This window comes from Orientia chuto str. Dubai (genome assembly GCF_000964595.1).
Classification (GTDB): domain Bacteria; phylum Pseudomonadota; class Alphaproteobacteria; order Rickettsiales; family Rickettsiaceae; genus Orientia; species Orientia mediorientalis.
Genome location: NZ_LANP01000024.1, coordinates 1 through 20,254, shown reverse-complemented (window position 1 = coordinate 20,254; position 20,254 = coordinate 1). Strand labels below are relative to the sequence as shown.

The 20,254-nt window shown below is 30.2% G+C and carries 14 protein-coding genes, 1 tRNA gene and 1 pseudogene; 9 read left to right on the top strand and 7 right to left on the bottom strand.

Features of this window, described 5'->3' with window-relative positions; genetic code table 11:
• Nucleotides 1-14: 14 nt before the first annotated feature.
• The 5 genes from OCHUTO_RS03845 to prfB all read right to left on the bottom strand — a co-directional run bounded on the left by OCHUTO_RS03845 (nt 15) and on the right by prfB (nt 5,277).
• Entirely contained in the window at nt 15-362 is a 348-nt protein-coding gene (locus OCHUTO_RS03845) for a hypothetical protein (RefSeq protein ID WP_045797487.1), read from the bottom strand.
• A gap of 26 nt (nt 363-388) precedes the next feature.
• Complete coding sequence (locus tag OCHUTO_RS03840) at nt 389-634, bottom strand: hypothetical protein (protein ID WP_156961300.1); 246 nt, start codon at nt 632-634, stop codon at nt 389-391.
• A gap of 386 nt (nt 635-1,020) precedes the next feature.
• Nucleotides 1,021-1,281, bottom strand: coding sequence for a hypothetical protein (locus OCHUTO_RS05845; protein ID WP_156961299.1), 261 nt, complete (start codon nt 1,279-1,281; stop codon nt 1,021-1,023).
• 203 nt (nt 1,282-1,484) lie between these two features.
• Nucleotides 1,485-2,873: an ankyrin repeat domain-containing protein gene (locus OCHUTO_RS03835; protein ID WP_045797485.1), complete on the bottom strand. Its 1,389-nt coding sequence runs from the start codon at nt 2,871-2,873 to the stop codon at nt 1,485-1,487.
• 1,299 nt (nt 2,874-4,172) lie between these two features.
• Nucleotides 4,173-5,277, bottom strand: a protein-coding gene (gene prfB, locus OCHUTO_RS03830; RefSeq protein ID WP_156961298.1) for a peptide chain release factor 2 whose coding sequence is annotated in 2 segments (ribosomal slippage) — nt 4,173-5,207 and nt 5,209-5,277 — 1,104 coding nt in all. Because the reading frame shifts where the segments join, the coding sequence is not laid out codon by codon here.
• 135 nt (nt 5,278-5,412) lie between these two features.
• Here prfB and lepA point away from each other — a divergent pair.
• The 9 genes and pseudogenes from lepA (at nt 5,413) to glyA (ending at nt 17,064) form a co-directional block, all read left to right on the top strand.
• A pseudogene (gene lepA / locus OCHUTO_RS03825) lies at nt 5,413-7,211 on the top strand (translation elongation factor 4).
• Between the two features lie 25 nt (nt 7,212-7,236).
• A complete protein-coding gene (locus OCHUTO_RS05840) occupies nt 7,237-7,332 on the top strand; it encodes an integrase arm-type DNA-binding domain-containing protein (RefSeq protein ID WP_198139664.1) in 96 nt (31 codons plus the stop codon).
• A 726-nt stretch (nt 7,333-8,058) separates the two neighbouring features.
• Nucleotides 8,059-10,929, top strand: coding sequence for an excinuclease ABC subunit UvrA (uvrA, locus tag OCHUTO_RS03820; RefSeq protein ID WP_045797484.1), 2,871 nt, complete (start codon nt 8,059-8,061; stop codon nt 10,927-10,929).
• A gap of 109 nt (nt 10,930-11,038) precedes the next feature.
• Nucleotides 11,039-11,113: transfer RNA gene (locus OCHUTO_RS03815), tRNA-Asn, on the top strand.
• Nucleotides 11,114-11,202: 89 nt separating this feature from the next.
• Nucleotides 11,203-11,448 (top strand): translation initiation factor IF-1, encoded by a 246-nt coding sequence (gene infA / locus OCHUTO_RS03810; RefSeq protein ID WP_045797483.1) that lies wholly within the window; start codon nt 11,203-11,205, stop codon nt 11,446-11,448.
• Nucleotides 11,449-11,466: 18 nt separating this feature from the next.
• Entirely contained in the window at nt 11,467-12,069 is a 603-nt protein-coding gene (locus tag OCHUTO_RS03805; protein WP_045797482.1) for a Maf family protein, read from the top strand.
• 127 nt (nt 12,070-12,196) lie between these two features.
• A complete protein-coding gene (locus OCHUTO_RS03800) occupies nt 12,197-12,943 on the top strand; it encodes a YebC/PmpR family DNA-binding transcriptional regulator (RefSeq protein ID WP_045797481.1) in 747 nt (248 codons plus the stop codon).
• A gap of 87 nt (nt 12,944-13,030) precedes the next feature.
• Nucleotides 13,031-15,745 carry a DNA topoisomerase (ATP-hydrolyzing) subunit A gene (gene gyrA / locus OCHUTO_RS03795; protein ID WP_084215398.1) on the top strand — a complete coding sequence of 905 codons (2,715 nt, stop codon included), beginning with the start codon at nt 13,031-13,033 and terminating at the stop codon, nt 15,743-15,745.
• A gap of 35 nt (nt 15,746-15,780) precedes the next feature.
• Complete coding sequence (gene glyA, locus OCHUTO_RS03790) at nt 15,781-17,064, top strand: serine hydroxymethyltransferase (RefSeq protein ID WP_045797480.1); 1,284 nt, start codon at nt 15,781-15,783, stop codon at nt 17,062-17,064.
• A gap of 23 nt (nt 17,065-17,087) precedes the next feature.
• Here the strand turns inward: glyA and OCHUTO_RS03785 are convergent, their stop codons facing one another.
• Nucleotides 17,088-18,578 (bottom strand): carboxypeptidase M32, encoded by a 1,491-nt coding sequence (locus tag OCHUTO_RS03785; protein WP_045797479.1) that lies wholly within the window; start codon nt 18,576-18,578, stop codon nt 17,088-17,090.
• A gap of 82 nt (nt 18,579-18,660) precedes the next feature.
• Nucleotides 18,661-20,007 (bottom strand): DUF2748 family protein, encoded by a 1,347-nt coding sequence (locus tag OCHUTO_RS03780; protein ID WP_045797478.1) that lies wholly within the window; start codon nt 20,005-20,007, stop codon nt 18,661-18,663.
• Nucleotides 20,008-20,254: the final 247 nt, after the last annotated feature.

Genomic DNA, 20,254 nt, shown 5'->3' with positions numbered 1-20,254 from the left:
TTTATATTCTTATATTATTTTGTTTTGTTAAGTTTAATACTGCCATCTCTTATATCTTCTCTTAATTCATCCATCAAGTCATATATCGCGTTTCTACATTCTTCTTTATTCAAGTTTCCTAACTTTACATTATCCCACAAGTCATCAAGCATTTTTTTAATTGGAACAACATAACTATTATCATGCCTTCCAAGATGAGTTGAGCGCTGACTTGGTGGTGGTACTTTTAGCTCTGAAATAATCTTAATTTCTTCTGTAGTAAGAGTTGGATTTAATTGCTTTACCATTGTTGCATATGTTTCTCTCGCTATATTTGCTCCTTCCGTTGCTAATTCTAATCCTTTTGGAGTATATAAAATCATCTTATTTCGTACATCATTTTTAATATCTATTCCACAAAAATTAAATATCTTTTCTTTTGAAAATTGCTGAGGGATAGATGATGTGTTTGTGTACCCAGTTTAACATCTATCTTTAATCCTTTATTACTTCCGTAACTAACTAGTTCAACTATAGATGCACATTCTGGTAAGTTAGCACAAACATAATGTGTCTTTGGTACTAATATTTGTTTCTGTTCTAATGTTTGTATTATCGGTGGACTTTGATCTCCAAAATACATTTTTGGCTTCAAGATGTTCAAGTCTGCTAAACATATTTTTTCCGTAGGAATATTTACATTAGCTATCGTTTTACCAAAATCTTTTGATTTAACATTGAATAGGGAAACAAGTTTGTTATCTTGAGTTTTAAATATAAGAGCTCCAGTAATACCATCATTTTTAGCTACTGATAGTAATTTTGAATGACCAAGCTCTTCTTTTATTAAAGGTTTCCTACTGACAGTAATTTTTGTGTACTAGGAGCTATCTTATTTCCTGATACAGTGCTTTTTACTATGTTATTAGCTTCGTTTATAGAGCTGCTTTTGTTCCTATTGCACTCCAGCAACTACTTCTACTGTTGTAGCTGCTAAAGTAGCATCTAACAGAGCCTTTTGACCTTCCAGTAAGTCTTTAGTTAATCTTTGATATACTGTTTTTGATTCTTCGTAAATAGCAATATCTGGTTTGTTAATATCAATTTGATTTCTTCTGGAAGTTGTCCCCATATTGCTTTTGCTGATAAGACTACTGCATCTTGAGCTAAGCTTACAGCTGTTCCAATAGCTGCTCTTGTTTTTGGAAAATATTGAGCTATTATTTGATTTAATGTCTCAGTTGAGTATATAAAATATTGTCCTGATACCTCAAAGAAAATTGCCCCAATATTCGGACTCAACAGTAATTCTAATGGTATTTGGTTTATTCTATCTCCAAAACTTCTTATATCTTTTTTGGCTATTTCATTTATTCCTGCTTTTGCATTACAATATTCTTTTACAAGGTATTTCAGTCCTAATTAACTATAAATTTTACTAACTTCACAAATTGGAAAGTTTTTGTTTAGCTAGAAGCAAATTCAAAAATAAGCCTAGCCTATAGCTACATAACTAAACATTGTTCTGTATTATTATTATCTGTGTTTCCAGATACACTACTATCTATAGCATTAAGAGATTGATCATTATCAGCTTCTTCAACACTATTATTGTTATCAACTAGAAGTTTTATAACATCTTGACTGCTACCACTGCGAATCGCATAATATGCAGGAGAACGACTACTATTATCAGTTTGATTAACATCAGCCCCATTTTGAGTTAGAACCTGTATGCATTCTATATAATTAAGCATAGCTGCCTTGTGTAATGGAGATTCGCCATGATGATTTGTTGCATTCACATTAGCACCTTTTGTGATGCAAAATTCTACAGCTTTTGTGCTATTAATTACAACAGCTTTATGTAAAATAGTATCACCATCATTATCGCTTTCGTGAATATTAGCTTTATGTTGATTAAACAGAAAACTCGCAACTTCAGGCTTGTTAAGCATAATAGCTATACATGCTGATGTATTACCATCATTATCTTTTTTATCAGGATTAGCTCCATATTTCAATAACAATTTTATAGCTGCTAGATCATCTTTTTGAAACAAAGCTTTTATATTACTTGAATTTTTTTTAAAAACATGAACAGCTATATGCAAAGGAGTATCACCGCTATCGTTTTGTGCATTTACATCAGCTACATCAGCAATATTCTGAAGCAAGATTTTCATAATTTTTAAATTCCTATTACCACTACAAGCTGCAATATGTAAAGGAGTCATACCATTATCAAGTTTTTCATTAACACTAACTTTAGATTCAAGAAGATTCTTTACAGCATTTAGATCGCAGTGAGCAACAGCAATATGTAAAACTTTTGCCTTAGTATGTTTTAACATAATGTCGATAGCTTCTTTACGGTTATATTCTAAAGCATATGCAAAAGGAGTTTCTTGGTATATGTTTTTGGAAAAAATATTAGCCCCATACTCAAGAAAAGTCTCCATATGGCTTTTATAATATGCGTAGTTATCAGTCTTAACATAATTAAGTGCTTCTGCTAATGGGTCATGATATTGAGCCTCCCAAGCAACAACAGCATAATAAAAAGGAGTATTACCGCGGCAGTCTTTCGCATTTGGGTCAGCTCCACGTTCAAGCAGAAGCTTTACGATCTCTAGTTCTTTAAAGTTATCGTTACAATTTATAGCATAATGTAAAGCAGTATTATTCTTAGTATCTATTGCATTAATATCAGTAGCAATATTGTTTAATAGAATCTTAGCAATTTCTACATTGCTATATTTTAAGGCTATAAGTAAAGCAGTACAACCATCTTTATCTTTTTCATTAATAATAGTGCTATCTCTATTAGAAAAATATTGTACTTTTTCCAAATTATTCTTCTTTATAGCATTATGAAAATTAGCTTTAAGCATTTTTACCTCCTAATGATATTGTATCCTTATTCAAAAATTAATTATATGTTTCCATGCACATAACTCTAATCTTCATCGAATCTTTAGCTTTAGTAAAAATATATATACTATTACACAATTCAACTAAGATTACAGTATTACTAACTATCTCTGTTAAATAAGAAGTCTATAGCTAAGTTTACTATTTACTGCTTAATGAAGCTTGATCAGAATTATTTTCATACATAAAAAAACACCCTAAAAAAATTTATTATCACGCTAGCGCATATATATGTATATTAATATATTATATTAGCTGCATTATCAAGTATTTTAAAATTATGCGAATGTTTTTAGCTTAAGATGCTAGCTCAAGTTCATATTGAACATCTAGTATGCTATGCTTTAAGGAGTTGATATCATTGATATGGCTATTCCATTCATTACGGAAGCGATTTAGGCCATGCATTTGAATGTGGCACTTAGTGTTTTTTTCAGTTCAGAGAAAAATTTTAAAATCACTGCAGATTGTTGCTCCTTATCAAAAATATTCTTAATAAATTTGAGTCCAATGATTCTGAACTGTTGGATGTTATGTTAAAGTATCTTTTAAAAGAAATAAAAGCTTCAAATAAGCTATTAGCAGGTAAAGGATCTATTTTAGCTTTATTAGCTCCAATCTTGTAATGTTATCTCTTTGTTTTCTTGTATATATTGTTTTTATAGGCTTACTGATCTCGGATCTATTCCTTTCGCAATTAATAATATTTAATTCTGTTGCTTTTTCTAGCTTCTTTAACTGATAAATCTGGAAATTCTTCTATCTTTATTTTTAGCACATATTTTTTAAATTTCTTTTTAAATAACAATATTTTTTTCCACTACACGATACTCTTATAATTTGTAAACTTTAATGCTGTCAAAGCTAATTACCACATATATTATAATGCAATATTAGTTAAACAGCTAATCTATATTATACTTTTTTAGCAATTTTTTTTGTGCTAATTTTGTTCATAATACATCCTTATTTATATTTGATACGCTTTTGAAGCTTTTTCAGTATACAAGGTTAATTATAGCATCTTCTCTCCTCATATCTAAATAGCAGACCTAAACTATATACTTAAACCTTTTTTAATCCAAAAACTCTGGTATTATAATCATCATACTTTTTCTCTTCTGCTGATTTATACCTGCTAAGTTTAGCTTTGCTTTGCTTCGTTTCTTACAGCCATTACTATTTAATAATAGTTGTTTAAATATCTTGCTTAAATTTCGTGAAATAAATCCAACAAGATCATTTGTCTATAAATTTGATTAAATAAGTGTATCAAAATGTACTAAGCTAGCATAAATAAATTTTTTTAAATCACCATCTAATACACGTTGTATATCAGAAGTTTCGACATTAGTGCGTAAATCTTTAACTAATTGATATGGCTGCAAAACATAGGATCTAATTTGATATCCCCAACTATTATCAGTTTTAGCAGCATTTTGATTATTAATGATTTCATTTTGCTTTTTTCGTTCTAGTTCATAAATTTTAGCTTTTAGCATTCTCATAGCTTCAGCTTTATTTTTATGTTGAGACCTATCATTTTGACATTGTACAACAATTTTAGTAGGTAAATGAGTAATCCGGATTGCAGAATCTGTAGTATTAACATGCTGTCCTCCTGCTCCTGAAGCTCTATAAGTATCGATTCTAATATCCTTATCCTCAATAACAACTTGAATATTATCATTAATTACTGGATATACCCAAGCACTAGCAAAACTTGTCATTCTTTTATTAAGAGCATTAAAAGGAGAATTTCTAACGAGGCGATGTACTCCTGATTCTGTTTTAAGCCAACCATAAGCATTTTGGCCACAAATTTTAACCGATACTGATTTTATACCAGCCTCCTCCCCATCTAATAAGTAAATGATTTCAGTTTTAAAATTCATACTTTCAGAGAACCTTAGATACATTCTTAACATCATTGATACCCAATCATTGCTTTCAGTACCTCCAGCTCCAGCATTAATATCTAGAAAGCAGTCATTACCATCAGTATCTCCAGTAAATAAACATTCAATTTGTATCTTTCGTGCATCTTCCTGAAGTTTTTTCCATCCTTGCTCTATACTACGAATAAACTCAATATCATTTTCTTTGATAGCAAAGTTACTTAATTCAACATAATCATCAAATGATAAAACAAGTTTATTATATGCTGTTAACTTATTTTCTATGTGTTTTTTTTCTTTTAAAACTAAGTGTGCATGCAGGGGATCATTCCATAAAGAATGATCCCCTGCTATTTGCTCTAACTTAATCAATTGAGATTTTAACCCTTCTGGGTTAAAGTGACCTCCTAATTAAGTTTAGAATTTCACTAGTTTCTTTTATGTAATCTTTAAGTTCTATCTGCATTTATATAATATATTTTTAGGTTAATTATATTTAAGAAGTAGCATACAATCAAAGATTTTATTTGAATGCATATTGATATTATAACGATACTGTTTAAAATTGCTTATATAAAGATAGTCAAGATTACTACAAAAAATGCAACATAAAATTAGAAACTTTGCAATTATTGCCCATATAGATCACGGTAAATCTACTTTATCTGATAGATTAATGGAACTTTGTAATGCTTTAGAACAAAGAGAAATGTGTCCACAGGCACTTGATTCAATGGATATAGAAAAAGAAAGAGGAATTACTATTAAAGCTCAAACTGTAAGATTAGTTTATAAGGCCGATGATAATCTTAACTATTATCTTAATTTAATTGATACTCCTGGACATGTAGACTTCTCATATGAAGTAAGTAGATCTTTAGCAGCCTGCGAGAGTTCATTATTAGTAGTAGATGCCAGTCAAGGTGTTCAAGCGCAAACTTTAGCTAATTTATATCAAGCAGTAGATAATAATCATAAAATTTTAATTGTTCTAAATAAAATTGATTTACCAGCAGCAAATCCAAAACAGGTTCAGCAACAAATTGAAGATATTATTGGTATTGATGCAAGTGATGCTCTAATGATTTCTGCTAAAATTGGTTTAGGTATTAGGGATGTTTTACAAGCAGTAGTTAATAAGTTGCCACCACCTAATGGTAATTCTCAATCTCAACTTAAGGCATTATTAATCGATAGTTGGTATGACTCTTATCTTGGAGTTGTAATACTTGTTAGAGTCGTAGATGGTAAAATAGAAAAAGGAATGCGAATTAGAATGTGCTCTAACAATGCAGTTTATACTGTAGAAAATATTGGTTTTTTTTCTCCTAAAAAACAAATATCAGGTGTATTATATACTGGTGAAATAGGTTTTTTTACTGCAGCAATTAAACAAGTTGCCGACTGTAGAGTAGGGGATACAATAACAGATGATAAAAATCCATGTACTCAAATATTACCAGGATTTAACCCAAATTTGCCAGTTGATTTTGTGGACTATATCCTTCTGATGCTTCACAATTTAATAATTTAAAAGACTCATTACAAAAATTAAAGTTAAATGATGCTAGTTTTGAATTTGAACAAGAAAGTTCTAATGCTCTTGGATTTGGATTTCGTTGTGGTTTTTTGGGTTTATTACATCTAGAAATTATTCAAGAACGCTTAGAGCGAGAGTTTGATCTTGATATAATTACTACTGCACCAAGTGTGATGTATAAAATATATTTAAATAATGGCAAAGTTATTGATGTGCATAATCCAGCAGATTTACCTGAAATGCAAAAAATAAAAACTATGAATGAGCCATGGGTTAAAGCAACTATTTTTATACCAGATCAATATTTGGGAGCTATTCTTAGCTTATGCACTGAAAAACGAGGAATACAAGTAGACTTAACTTATGTAAATGGCAGAGCAAAACTAGTTTATTTATTGCCTCTAAATGAAATAGTATTTGATTTTTATGATAAACTAAAATCTTACTCTAAGGGATATGCAAGTTTTGATTGGCATATAGATAGCTATAAGCAAAGTGACTTAGTAAAGCTTAGTATATTAGTTAATGGGAATCCTGTTGATGCTTTATCAATAATTGTGCACCGTTCTAAAGCAGATTTTAGAGGCAGAGAATTATGCAAAAGACTTAAAGATTTAATTCCAGCACATTTATTTCAAATTGCAATTCAAGCAGCTATTGGGAGCAGAATAATAGCTCGAGAAACTATTAGTGCTTTAAGAAAAAATGTACTTGCTAAGTGCTATGGCGGAGACATTACTAGAAAACGAAAACTACTAGAAAAGCAAAAAGCTGGAAAAAAACGTATGAGAAACATTGGTAATGTTGAAATACCACAATCAGCATTTATTGCTGCATTAAAGATTAATAATAAAGATTAAAAAAGACATAAGGAGGAATCGAGATTTGTCAGTTAAAGATGCTAGCAAAAAAGCAAAAGAATACAAGACATTAATGGCGAAAGGAATAGATCCAAGAGAAAGAAGACGAAGAAATATATAGAAGAAAAATGAGAAGCGTATAAAAGACAAAAGGAGATGACATTAAGAAAGCTATGTAAGTATATTAATAATTATCCTTTTTTTCTGATGCAATGTTTTAATCATTAATCTAGAACTAATTTTTTGTTATCACAACTAATTATATGCTATTTATTAGCATATTTTGTTGCTTTATACTTCATATAGATTCTAATGTACCATCTTGATTTATTAAGATGAGCTTATTTAATAGTTTTTGACTAAAAAACTGTATTGTAACATTCTAAACGTGATATCATTTTGATTTTTGTTTTTTAAACTTCAGAATCATACTAAAGTTTTAATGGAATATTGAATTGAAAGCTTGTGTATTTGTTTTCTTTACTGTCTAGTATAATTTCTCCATTCATTTCCTGTATAAATTACCTTACAAGTTTCATTCTAAACCCAAGTGTAAATACTTCTGAAGTAATATTCTTAAAAAAATATTAATAATAGCTTTTATTAATTGCTCATTAATAGTTAGCTTTAAGTTTTATGTTGAGTTTTTTTTAATATCAATGTAAAAAATTAGTATAGTGATATTTGTACATATTATAGTACTATAAATATGTATTTAAATTCTTTATATTATCAGAAAATTAATTGACTGTTTAATATATTATAATTATGATTTCAAGTATAAATTAAATGATTATGCCACTCATAATAATTAACCCTGCATTATTGCAAAAAATTATAAATATGCATGACTAATTATATTAAAATACGAGGTGCAGGGGAGCATAATCTTCAAAATATTGATGTAGATATTCCCAAGTATAAGTTAGTAGTTGTTACTGGAAAAAGTGGTTCTGGAAAATCATCTTTAGTATATAATACTATATATGTTGAATCTATAAGGGCTTATCTTGCAGGTTTTCCAGTGCGAAATATGCAATTTTTTTCGCTGCAAAATAAATCAGATGTTAAGTCTATTACTGGTCTATCTCCAGCTATTGCTATAGATCAAAAAACTGTTTTTCGTAATCCTAGATCAACAGTTGGTACAATTACTGACATATATGGTTATTTACGCCTGCTATTTGCTAAAATAGGAATAGCACATTCCCCAGCTACTAATTTGCCACTTCAGGGGCAAAAAGTGTCTGATATGGTCGATATTATATGTAATTTATTCCATGGTATAGAGGTTTATATACTTATTCCACTTGTCCAAGTATATAATAGTGAATTGCGTAGAGAAGTATCAAAATTCAAAAAGCGGGGATTTTTAAAATTAATAATTGATAATTATGAGTATGAAATAGATAGTTTACCTGTATTAGATAAACAAAAGAAGTATAATATTTCGGTAGTAGTTGATCAGTTAGTTATTGACTCTGCATTACGCGATAAGATAAATTCTAGTATAGAATCAGCTTTACAGTTATCTAATGGAGTAATTCATGCTAGAAAAGTGTCTTCTGTTGCTGTACACAATATTGATATCCAATATAGTGCTCAAGATCAGGATGTTGTAGTGTTATCAGAAAAGTACTCATGTCCAGTTTCGGGACTTCAGTTACCAAAAATTGAACCTCGTATTTTCTCATTTAATAGCCCATTTGGTACTTGTAATATATGCAAAGGACTAGGTAAGGAGATGGTTTTTTCACCTTCGCTAATTGTTTCAGATAGTTCGCTATCAATTGCTCAAGGTGCAATTTTACCATGGGCTAATAACGACTCTTCTTTTTTTAAAGATACTTTCAGTGCTTTAGCACAACATTATAACTTTAGTCTTAATGATCCAATTGAAAAGCTCAGCGATAAAGTAAAAAATATTTTATTTTATGGATCAGGAAATGAAAAAATAAAGTTTGAATATAATAGTGAAACTAGGCCTAAGATTATAGTTCAGCCATTTGGTGGAATAATACCTAGTTTAGAGGAAAAATATTGTCAAGCTAATACTCAGTGGCTAAAAGATGAATTGTCGCGTTATCAAGTTGAAGGAAACTGTAGAGCTTGTGGTGGTAGTAGACTTGCTCCAGAGTCTTTATGTGTTAAGATTGCTAATCTAAATATTAGTGAAGTTGCGCAGATGCGGATATCTGATGCTTATGATTGGCTTTCTAAGCTTGAGCATAGTCTTACAGAAAAACAAAGAGTTGTTGCAAAGTTGGTTATAAGGGAAATTAAGAATAGGTTATCTTTTATAAAGAATGTAGGGTTAGAGTACTTAACAATTGATCGATCATCGACTACATTATCTGGTGGAGAAAGTCAACGTATTAGGTTAGCATCGCAGATAGGTTCTGGCTTAAGTGGAATAATATATATTTTAGATGAGCCATCTATTGGATTACATCAAAGTGATAATAAAAAGTTAATTTCTACTTTAAAGAATTTAAAAAATTTAGGAAATAGCCTTATTGTTGTTGAACATGACAAAGAAATTATGCTAGAGGCTGATCATATTATAGATATTGGCCCTAGCGCTGGAGCTGAAGGTGGAAAGATAGTAGCTCAAGGGCAAGTGAAGGATATTATTAATGTTTCTGAAAGTATTACCGGACAATATTTGAGTGGTAAAAAATTTATACCTATTCCAAGTAATATAAGAGCAGGGAATAATAATAAATTTATTGAGCTTAAAGGAGCTAGAGCTCATAATTTAAAAAACGTTAATGTAAAAATTCCTCTTGGCACCTTTACAGTAGTAACTGGAGTTTCTGGTAGTGGAAAATCAACACTTGTTAATACTCTGTATAAAGCAATTTTAAAAAAACTTGAACCTAGTACTAGAATACATGTTGGAGAATATGCCACTATTATGGGCTTAGACAATATAGATAAAGTAATAAATATAGACCAATCTCCTATTGGTAAAACTCCTAGGTCTAATCCTGCTACTTATTCTGAAGTATTTGACTGTATTCGTGATTGGTTCAGTGAGCTAGAGGAAGCTAAGGATAGAGGGTATAAACGTAGTAGGTTTTCATTTAATGTTAATGGAGGACGCTGTGAGGCATGTGAAGGATGCGGATTAACTAGGATAGAAATGCATTTTTTGCCTGATGTATTTGTTAACTGTGATGTGTGCGATGGTAAACGTTATAATAGAGAAACATTAGAAGTTAAATATAATGGAAAGTCTATAGCTGATGTACTGAGTATGACAGTTGAAGAAGCTATAAAATTTTTTGGTGATTCCCAGCATATTTGCGATAAATTAAAAACATTAAATGATGTTGGTTTAGGATATATTAAAATCGGACAATCTGCTACAACTCTGTCAGGAGGTGAAGCTCAACGTGTAAAACTTGCAAAAGAATTATCAAAGCGTTCTACTGGTAAGACGCTATATGTTTTAGATGAGCCAACTACAGGATTACATTTTGAAGATATTGATAAGCTATTACAAATACTACATAAGTTAGTTGATAAAGGTAATACAGTATTAGTTATTGAGCATAATATAGATGTAATTAAAAGTGCTGATTATATAATAGATGTTGGTTTAGGAGGCGGTGATAAAGGAGGAGTAATAGTTGCCTCTGGTACCCCAAAGCAGGTAGCTTTTAATGATCAAAGTATTACAGGAACATATCTAAAGGAGTATTTTAGAGAATGATGGTTATATAAAATATATCAATAAATATATCTGTAAGATAAAACGCTATGTATAATAAAAAACACTAGACTTAAGTAGAAATATTTGCTATAAGTTACATAATTATAATTCCTCGGTAGCTCAGTGGTAGAGCAAACGGCTGTTAACCGTTTGGTCGCTGGTTCGAGTCCAGCCCGGGGAGCCATGTATTACTTATACTCTTTAAGTGATATTATTAACTAATTAACAAAAATTAATGGTGGTTTTTTTAATAATATGCATAATAATTAAATTATGGCAAAAACAGATACTATTGTAGTTACTGGAGAAGTTATTGAAGTTTTACCTAAGGAAGCTAAGTTTAAAGTAAAATTATCTGGTAGTGATCATGTTATTACAGCATATATAAGCGGTAAGATAAGAATGCATCATATTAAAATTATAAGAGGGGATAAAGTAGATGTTGAAATTAGTCCTTATTATAATCCTAATATGGGGAGAATTACACATCGTCACAAAATAATAAAAGAATCTAAATAATTATACTGGTTTTATTCTATGGATTTAATGCCTATTATACTTGCATCTCAATCTGAATCCAGATTAAAGCTACTTAAAGCAATTAATATTGTTCCATCTCAAGTTATTTCAGCTAATATTGACGAGACACATTTACCTGCAGAGCTACCAAAAAACTTAGCTTTAAGATTAGCTATACAAAAAGCAAATACAATAGCGCAAAGTATAGAGAATGGATATATTATTGCTGCTGATACGGTGGCGGCTGTAGGAAGGCGTATTTTACCAAAAGCAATGACAGATTTAGATGTTGAATATTGCTTAAAAATGCTATCTGGCAGACGACATAAGGTTTTTACTGGAGTAAAAGTTATTAAAGTTAAAAATAATAATATTATTGCCTTTAATACAAGAACAGTTGAGTCTATTGTAAAAGTAAAAAGATTAACATCTCAAGAAATAGCTGCTTATGTTATAACTAAGCAAGGTTTGAATAAAGCTGGCGGACATTCGATGGAAGGTATATGGCAGTGCTTTGTTCAATTTATGCGTGGTTCTAGCTCCAATATAATGGGATTACCATTATTTGAAACAAGAAATATGCTTTTATCATTAGGGTTTGATTGTATTAGAAATATTTGATTTTTTCTTAAAAATCTTGTTAATTATGTGTGGATAGATATTGGAAATTGCTAAAACAGTTATTTTCTCATATTAATTTAGATAATAACAAAATCAATTTACTATTTAATTAATATTAACTAAACTGATGGCTGGTCACTCAAAGTTTAAGAATATTCAGCATCGTAAAGGAGCTCAAGATAAAAAAAGAGCTAAGCTGTTTGCTAGTTTAGTCAGGGAGATATTCCTTAGCGCTAAGTCTGGAGTAGATATTCAATATAATCCAAGATTAAGAACTGCAATTGCAGCTGCTAAATTTAATAATTTACCTAAAGATAAAATTGAAAAAGCTATTGCTCAGGCTGTTAATAAAGAGAATCATGAGAATTACTTTGAAATAACATATGAAGGGATCATAGATGGAATTGCGGTTATAGTCGAAGCTTTAACAGATAATACAAATCGTACTGCAGCAAATGTTAGGGCAATTTTTAGTAAAAATGGTGGCAATTTAGTTGGAACTGGTAATGCAAGTTTTTTGTTTGAGCGTTTAGGAATAATAAAATTTAAATCAAAAGTTAGTACTAGTGAAAAATTATTTGATATTGCTATTGAAATTGGGGCAGAAGATATTGAATCTGATGAAGAATATCATGTTGTGTATGTTCCAATTAAACTTTTTGCTAATATTGTGGAAGAATTGGCTCAAAAATTTGGTTATCCAGCTGAGTCATATATAGGCTGGAAACCCCGCAATACTATTTTAATATCAGATATTGAGAAAGCTCAAAAACTGGTTATATTAATCAATACTTTAGATGATGATAGTGATGTGCAGCGGGTGTTTTGTAACTATGAATTTTCAGAGCAAGTTTATAATAATTTAATTATCTAAATGTTTTATTCTAAAATAATATGCTTGGTAAAAATAATAATATATATTAGTTTAATAAATTGATTTTTTTAAATAAATGGAACTGCTTTGTCTGAACAAGATTATAAAGAATCGAATATAAACATTATTAGCCTAGAAGAGGAAATGCAGCGCTCTTATATAGATTATGCTATGAGCGTAATAGTAAGTCGTGCGCTACCTGATGTCAGGGATGGGTTAAAGCCTGTACATAGGCGTATACTATATTCTATGTATGAATCTGGCTACTATTATAACAAACAATATCGTAAGTCTGCAAGAGTTGTTGGGGATGTAATAGGTAAATATCATCCTCATGGAGAGTTAGCTGTATATGATTCGTTGGTTAGAATGGCTCAGGATTTTTCTCTAAGATTACCATTAGTAGATGGTCAGGGGAATTTTGGTTCTATGGATGGAGACGCTGCTGCAGCTAGTCGTTATACTGAAGTTCGTTTAAAGAAAGCTACGCATAGCTTATTAGAGGATATTAATAAGGATACTGTTGATTTTCAATCTAACTATGATGGCCTAGAACAAGAGCCAAAAGTTCTTCCAGCAGGATTTCCCAACTTATTAGTAAATGGTACAGGAGGAATTGCAGTAGGAATGGCAACTAATATTCCTCCTCATAATTTGAGTGAGGTAGTAGATGCTTGCTGTGCTTATATCGATAATAACGATATAACAATTATTGAGCTAATAGAATTAGTTAAGGGGCCAGATTTTCCTACTGGTGGGCAAATTATTGGCACATTAGGAATTAAGTCTGCATATAATACTGGTAGAGGTAAAATTGTTGTTCGAGGTAAAATTGATATTGAGGATGATAGTTTAAAACAGGCTATTATTATTACGGAAGTACCTTTTATGGTAAATAAGGCTAATTTAGTTGAAAAAATTGCTGAGCTTGCTAATGATAAAAGAATTGAAGGTATTAATAATATTAGAGATGAATCAAATAAATCTGGTGTAAGAGTAGTAATTGAACTTAAAAAGCATGCCAATGCTGATCTTATTCTGAATCAATTATATTCGTATACAAATTTGCAAACTACATTTAATGTTATGATGCTAGCCTTGGATCAAGGCATTCCCAAAACTATGACATTAAAGGATGTTATTGTTGCTTTTGTTAATTTCCGTGAAGAAGTTGTTACTAGAAGAACTATATTTTTGCTAAATAAAGCTCGGGATAAAGCTCATATTTTAGTAGGTATAATTATTGCTGTTAGCAATATTGATGAAGTAATTAAAATTATAAGATCGTCTTCCAATTCGGATGAAGCAAAAAGTAGGCTAACAGCTAGAATGTGGAATATTAGTGATGTATATGATCTTGTTAAGTTAGTTGATGACAGGGCAGTTTTAAAAGAAGGAGGACAATGTTTTTTAACTGAGCAGCAAACTAAATCTATATTGGAATTAAGATTACAACGTTTAACAAATACTGAAAAAACTAAAATTGAGGAAGAATTAGGCAGTTTAGAAAAGGAAATTAAATCATATCTTGAAATTTTAGGTTCAAGGGAAAAACTACTTGAAATAATAAAATTTGAGCTAAATCAAATTAAAGATCAATTTGCTACAGCCCGTCTTACTACAATTGAAAATGAAGAATTCGAACATGATGTTGAAGATTTAATTCCTGAGGAAGAAGTAGTAGTTACTGTTACATTAGCAGGTTATATAAAAAGGGTGCCTTTAGCAACCTATCGTGCTCAAAAAAGAGGAGGGAAGGGAAGAATTGGTTCATCAGTTCAAAATGAAGATATTGTTACTCATTTGTTTATAGAAAATACTCATACGTCTATTCTCTTCTTTTCGAATATTGGGCAAGTATATACTTTAAAAGTATATAAATTACCTTTAGGTACTCCTCAATCTAAAGGTAGACCAATTATTAATATGCTTTCTATTAAAGAAAATGAGACTATCACTAATATTATGCCAATGCCTATAGAAGGTAGTAATGAATCTGACAAAAAATACATTATTTTTGCAACTAAGCATGGTAATATTCGGAGAAATGATTTATCTGACTTTAAACATATAGCTTCGAATGGTAAAATTGCGATTCGTCTTGACGAAGGTGATAGGTTAATTTCAGTAAAATCTTGTGATGAGGATAATCATGTATTGCTGGCAACCAAAAATGGTAAAGCTATTAGGTTTCCGGTAAAAGATTTAAGAGTTTTTAAAAGCCGCACTTCTGATGGAGTTAAGGCTATTCGGTTAGCTGAGAATGATGAAGTTATATCAATGACTATTTTAAAAGGAATTAATTATAGTCTTGAGGTGCGAGAAAAATACTTAAATTTATCAGTAAATGATCGCTTGTTGATTGCTAAAAATAAATTGCTACAACAGAACTTTAATCTTTCACAATATGACTTAACTGAAAATGAAGTATTAACTATGGCTAGCAATGAGGAATTTATCTTAACAGTATCAGAAAATGGTTATGGTAAGTTTAGTTCAGCTTATGAATATAGAGTTACTAATAGAGGTGGAAAAGGGATAGCAAACATGAATGTATCGCCTAAAACTGGAATGGTTGTTAGTGTATTACCTGCTTGTCAAGATAATGAATTAATGCTAATTACTAGTAGTGGAAAGATTATAAGATGTCAATTAAATAGCGTAAGAATTACTGGTCGTAGCACTAGCGGAGTTATATTATTTAAAACTTCTAAGGATGAAAAAGTGGTCTCAATTGATACTATTAAAGACACTGATTATAGTAATAATGGTAGTGAAGATATAAATAATGACAATTATTAACTAGTATTTTTTGAAAAATAAATAAGTTGAAAAAAATGTGCAAAGAAATAAATGGTATAATTGCTAAGGAATTATATAGGCAACAATCGACAATAGAATTAATAGCATCAGAAAATTTAGTTAGTCAGAATGTTATGTTAGCTCAAGGTTCTATTCTTACAAATAAATATGCGGAAGGATATATTAATAGAAGATATTATGGTGGATGTAAGTTTGTTGATGAGATAGAAAATCTAGCTATTAGTAAAGTTAAAAAACTTTTTAAGTGCGATTATGCTAATGTTCAACCGCATTCTGGCTCTCAAGCAAATCAAGCAGTATTTTTAGCTTTATTGAAGCCTGGAGATACAATCTTGGCTATGGATTTAAATAGTGGTGGGCATTTAACTCATGGAGCTAAACCTAATCTTTCTGGTAAGTGGTTTAATATAGTTCATTACTGTGTTAATAGTGATAGCTTTTTAATTGACTATAATGAAGTTGAAACGCTAGCTAAACAACATAAGCCTAAACTGATAATTGTTGGTTACTCAGCTTATTCTAGAAAGATCGATTTCAGTATATTTAAAGACATAGCTGATAAAGTAGGAGCATATCTTTTTGCAGACATTGCTCATATTGCTGGGTTAGTAGCTACAGGGTATCATTCTAGTCCTATACCATATGCCCATGTTATCACTAGTACTACTCATAAAACTTTAAGGGGGCCAAGAGGTGGATTGATTTTAACTAATGATGAATCAATAAGTAAAAAAATTAATTCTGCTGTGTTTCCAGGTTTGCAGGGTGGACCATTAATGCATGTTATTGCTGCTAAGGCTGTTGCTTTTTCTGAAGCATTAATGCCGCAATATAAAGAATATATTAGTCAAGTAATATTAAATGCACAGGCATTAGCTAAGTCATTGCAGAGTAGGGGATATAATATTTTAACAGGTGGAACAGATAATCATATGTTACTAGTGGATCTAAGAGATAAGAATATTACAGGGCAAGAAGCTGAATATTTGCTTGATGTAGTTGGAATTGCTTGTAACAAGCAAGTAATTCCATTTGATACTACCGCTCCGACTGTTACATCTGGTATTAGACTAGGAACTCCAGCCTGTACTACTAGAGGATTTAAAGAAAATGAGTTTATAATGGTAGGAGAATATATTGCTGATATTTTAGACCATATTACAAGGATTAAACTTACAAAAAGAGGTGAAAATATCACTATTGCAGAGCTTGAAAATAGCTTAAATATGGTTACTGCTAGAACAATACAACAAGTACAAAAGCTATGCAATAACTTTCCAATTTATACTAATCTGTAATAAATTACTTTATAACAAAAAGTTTAATGCAAATACTTGTTTTCTATATACTTAGAAAATATTTCAGGGCTAACACTATTTTCTGAAGTAGCATTTTTAACAAGTTCATCGGTTTTATATAATGAACCAAAGCACCTAATATTTTCATTTAGGAATTGATATAAATTGTTGAAGTTACCTATAGCAATATTAGAATTAATATTTGGATAAATACTTTTTATTTTTTTCATAAGCATGCTAGCTATAATAGCACCAATAGTATAAGTAGGAAAATAGCCAAATTTTCCAGCTGACCAATGTATATCTTGCATACAACCTGTACTATCTGAAGTAGGGTAAATACCTAAATACTTTTTCATACCATCATTCCAATAAGATGGAAGTTCATCTAATGTAATATCGCCATTAATAAGTGCTTCTTCGAGTTCAAATCTTAAAATTATGTGCATCGGATATGTTACTTCATCAGCATCAACTCTTATCAAACTTGGGGTAACTCTATTTAGTATTTTATATAAATTATTACTAGAATATTCTGGACCTTTGAAATTAAAGTCATCCCTAAGTACAATTGTAAGTAACTCAATAAATTCTCTAGACTTTCCAATTTGCATTTCCATAAGTAGTGATTGACTTTCATGCAGTGACATATTTCTTTTTTGTCCTACAAACTGGTATTTGTAGTGAGGTATAAAATTTTGTTCATATAATGCATGACCTGTCTCATGTATTATTGACTCTATTCCAGTAAGAAAATTATGTTCATTGTATCTTGTTGTTACTCTTATATCATCAAACATACTACGGCAAAAAGGATGAGCTGACTGATCAATCCTTCCTTTAGTAAAATCAAAACCTAAGATTTGCATAATCTTTTTGCAAATTTGCTCCTGTGTTGAAATACTGACCTGATTTGTAAGAGGTAAGATTATTTCATGATTTTGCTTTTCAACTATTTTATGAATTAAGCCAGGTATTGTTTGCTTTATAGAGGAAAAAATTTCCTTAACTTCAGTTACTTTTCTACCATAGTCATATATATCAAGTAAACTATCATACATAGTGCAATTAAAGATTTTAGACTTAATGCTAGCTATTGCTTTAATGCAATTTAATATTCGCTGCAAATAGGGCTTAAATAGTTCATAATTATTTTCTTTTTTTGCTTGTCTCCATATTAATTCACCTTGAGTTGCTGCAAGTATGTACTCCTTTTGGAGATTAAAATCTATATACTTACTTTCTATAACCTTTTTTTCGATTAATGTTAAATTAACTATTTGCCATTGATTAAGCTGAGTAGTTTCTTCTTTCGCTTTAGAAATAAGATCAGAAACTTTATTAGAATTTAATATGTTGTATACTATTGTAGTTAAAGTAGCAATATCTTCTCCTCTACTTGTACCAGTATTAACTGGCATGTATGTATAAAGGTCCCAATATAACAGGTTAATAATGTTATTAATTCTAGTTACTTGCTTGATTTCTTCTTCTAATAATAAATAGTATTTCATCTTCCTGTATATTTTTAACGTTTAATTATATTAAACACTATTTAATATATATAGTCAAATATCAATTATAATGTAAATTTTTTTAAACTTCACGTGATGGTAAAGAATCTTTTTTAAAAAACATAAATAGTTTCTTTAGTTTATATCTAATAGTTGTATTAACATAATCTAAATTTCGCATATAAGATTGTCCTGTAACATTCTGATATCTATCAATGAGCGAAGGAATTACTTGCTTATAATAAATGTAATATAGATCTCGCATTATTGCCATTGTAGTTATATGGCCCCATTTTATTACTTGTTGTGGAACTCTTGCTAAAGCTTCAACACAAGCAATAGCCTCTTCAGCATTTGGATCATCTCTTTTATACACATCAGCTTTAGGTTCTAAGTTAAATATCATATCGAGAATCATTGCTTTTAACATTAGGCCAGAATATTGTTCATCTTTATATACTTGAATAAATATAAAAGACTTTTTTTTTGTCATAAAAAAAAGTCTTTTTTTGTAAAAGAAACTTAATAGTTTAGCCCATAACAGTCTAATTCCCATAATTTTATTTTTATAATAAAACTTGACTGCTTTTTCATAAGAGATCAAGCTATTCAGACCTGAATTTTCCAGAATTTGTAAAATTTCATAACACCTGAATAAATCACTACGCCTTGCACGTAAAACATTAGGTTTAGCATTAGTAAACGATGAATTAACTGAATGTCGGCCAACAATATTGCCATTAAGGTCACGGTAAATATCAGCATAATGTCCTAATTCTTGTGCTGCAATAATTTGCAGCCTTGCTATTGCTGGCCATCCGTCACCGAAAATGGATTGTTTTTGATAGCGTTTAGGAAAAGAGAATGGATCTCCACCACAGGAAACATATATTGCCATATTATTTACATTAGTACTTTGCATACCGCTATTTTGGCCAGCATATTTCCATGTTGCAATATCCATAACATCTCCTATCTGGTTTGAATATGATATAAATACTTCTACTCTTTCTAGTAATAACCAATGGATTACTATTGGGTGTGCTGACTGTACAAATAACCTTGCTAATTTAAGTAGCAGTTCAGCTTCTATTATAAGCTGCATAGCCATTTTTTTTTGTAAAGTTTCTACTATTTGATTAACCTTATGCAATGCCTTTTCTTCATCTGCTATTTTTTTTTTATAGATATTCATTAACATTGTTTTAGTAGACTCTTGAAGATTAGGCTCATTAAGTTCTTCATTTGAAATAGCGATGTTAATATTTAAGCTAGGCTCAGATAAGCGAATAAAATTGCTTTTTGGTTCAGCATCAACTCGTAACTTACCAGATTGTACCAACGCTTGAGCTAAGTTTTCATACTCAACCATCATATCTTCATGTTCTATAGCTGGGAGTTTATGAAGTATATGGTATAAGTTTGACATAACATTGTAACAATAGTGAAATAGATATATTACTCTATTAATATAATAATATAACTATCAAATTCCATATAACTAAGTATGATTTTACTCAGCTTTTTTACTACAAAACGATAGACTGCCAAAAGAAGCAAGAAGCCAAAAGTTACTTTATAGCCTTCATAAAATCTACTTTTCCGTACAAAAACTTTAGATATTTTTTATATGAGCTATTTGCAATTATAAACTGATATGGATTGTTTACCTCAAG

Excerpts from the sequence above, each read along its gene's own strand:
- OCHUTO_RS03845 (WP_045797487.1), bottom strand. The coding sequence starts at position 362 with ATGATTTTATATACTCCAAAAGGATTAGAATTAGCAACGGAAGGAGCA.
- OCHUTO_RS03835 (WP_045797485.1), bottom strand. The coding sequence starts at position 2,873 with ATGCTTAAAGCTAATTTTCATAATGCTATAAAGAAGAATAATTTGGAA.
- uvrA (WP_045797484.1), top strand. The coding sequence starts at position 8,059 with ATGACTAATTATATTAAAATACGAGGTGCAGGGGAGCATAATCTTCAA.
- infA (WP_045797483.1), top strand. The coding sequence starts at position 11,203 with ATGGCAAAAACAGATACTATTGTAGTTACTGGAGAAGTTATTGAAGTT.
- OCHUTO_RS03805 (WP_045797482.1), top strand. The coding sequence starts at position 11,467 with ATGGATTTAATGCCTATTATACTTGCATCTCAATCTGAATCCAGATTA.
- OCHUTO_RS03800 (WP_045797481.1), top strand. The coding sequence starts at position 12,197 with ATGGCTGGTCACTCAAAGTTTAAGAATATTCAGCATCGTAAAGGAGCT.
- glyA (WP_045797480.1), top strand. The coding sequence starts at position 15,781 with ATGTGCAAAGAAATAAATGGTATAATTGCTAAGGAATTATATAGGCAA.
- OCHUTO_RS03785 (WP_045797479.1), bottom strand. The coding sequence starts at position 18,578 with ATGAAATACTATTTATTATTAGAAGAAGAAATCAAGCAAGTAACTAGA.
- OCHUTO_RS03780 (WP_045797478.1), bottom strand. The coding sequence starts at position 20,007 with ATGTCAAACTTATACCATATACTTCATAAACTCCCAGCTATAGAACAT.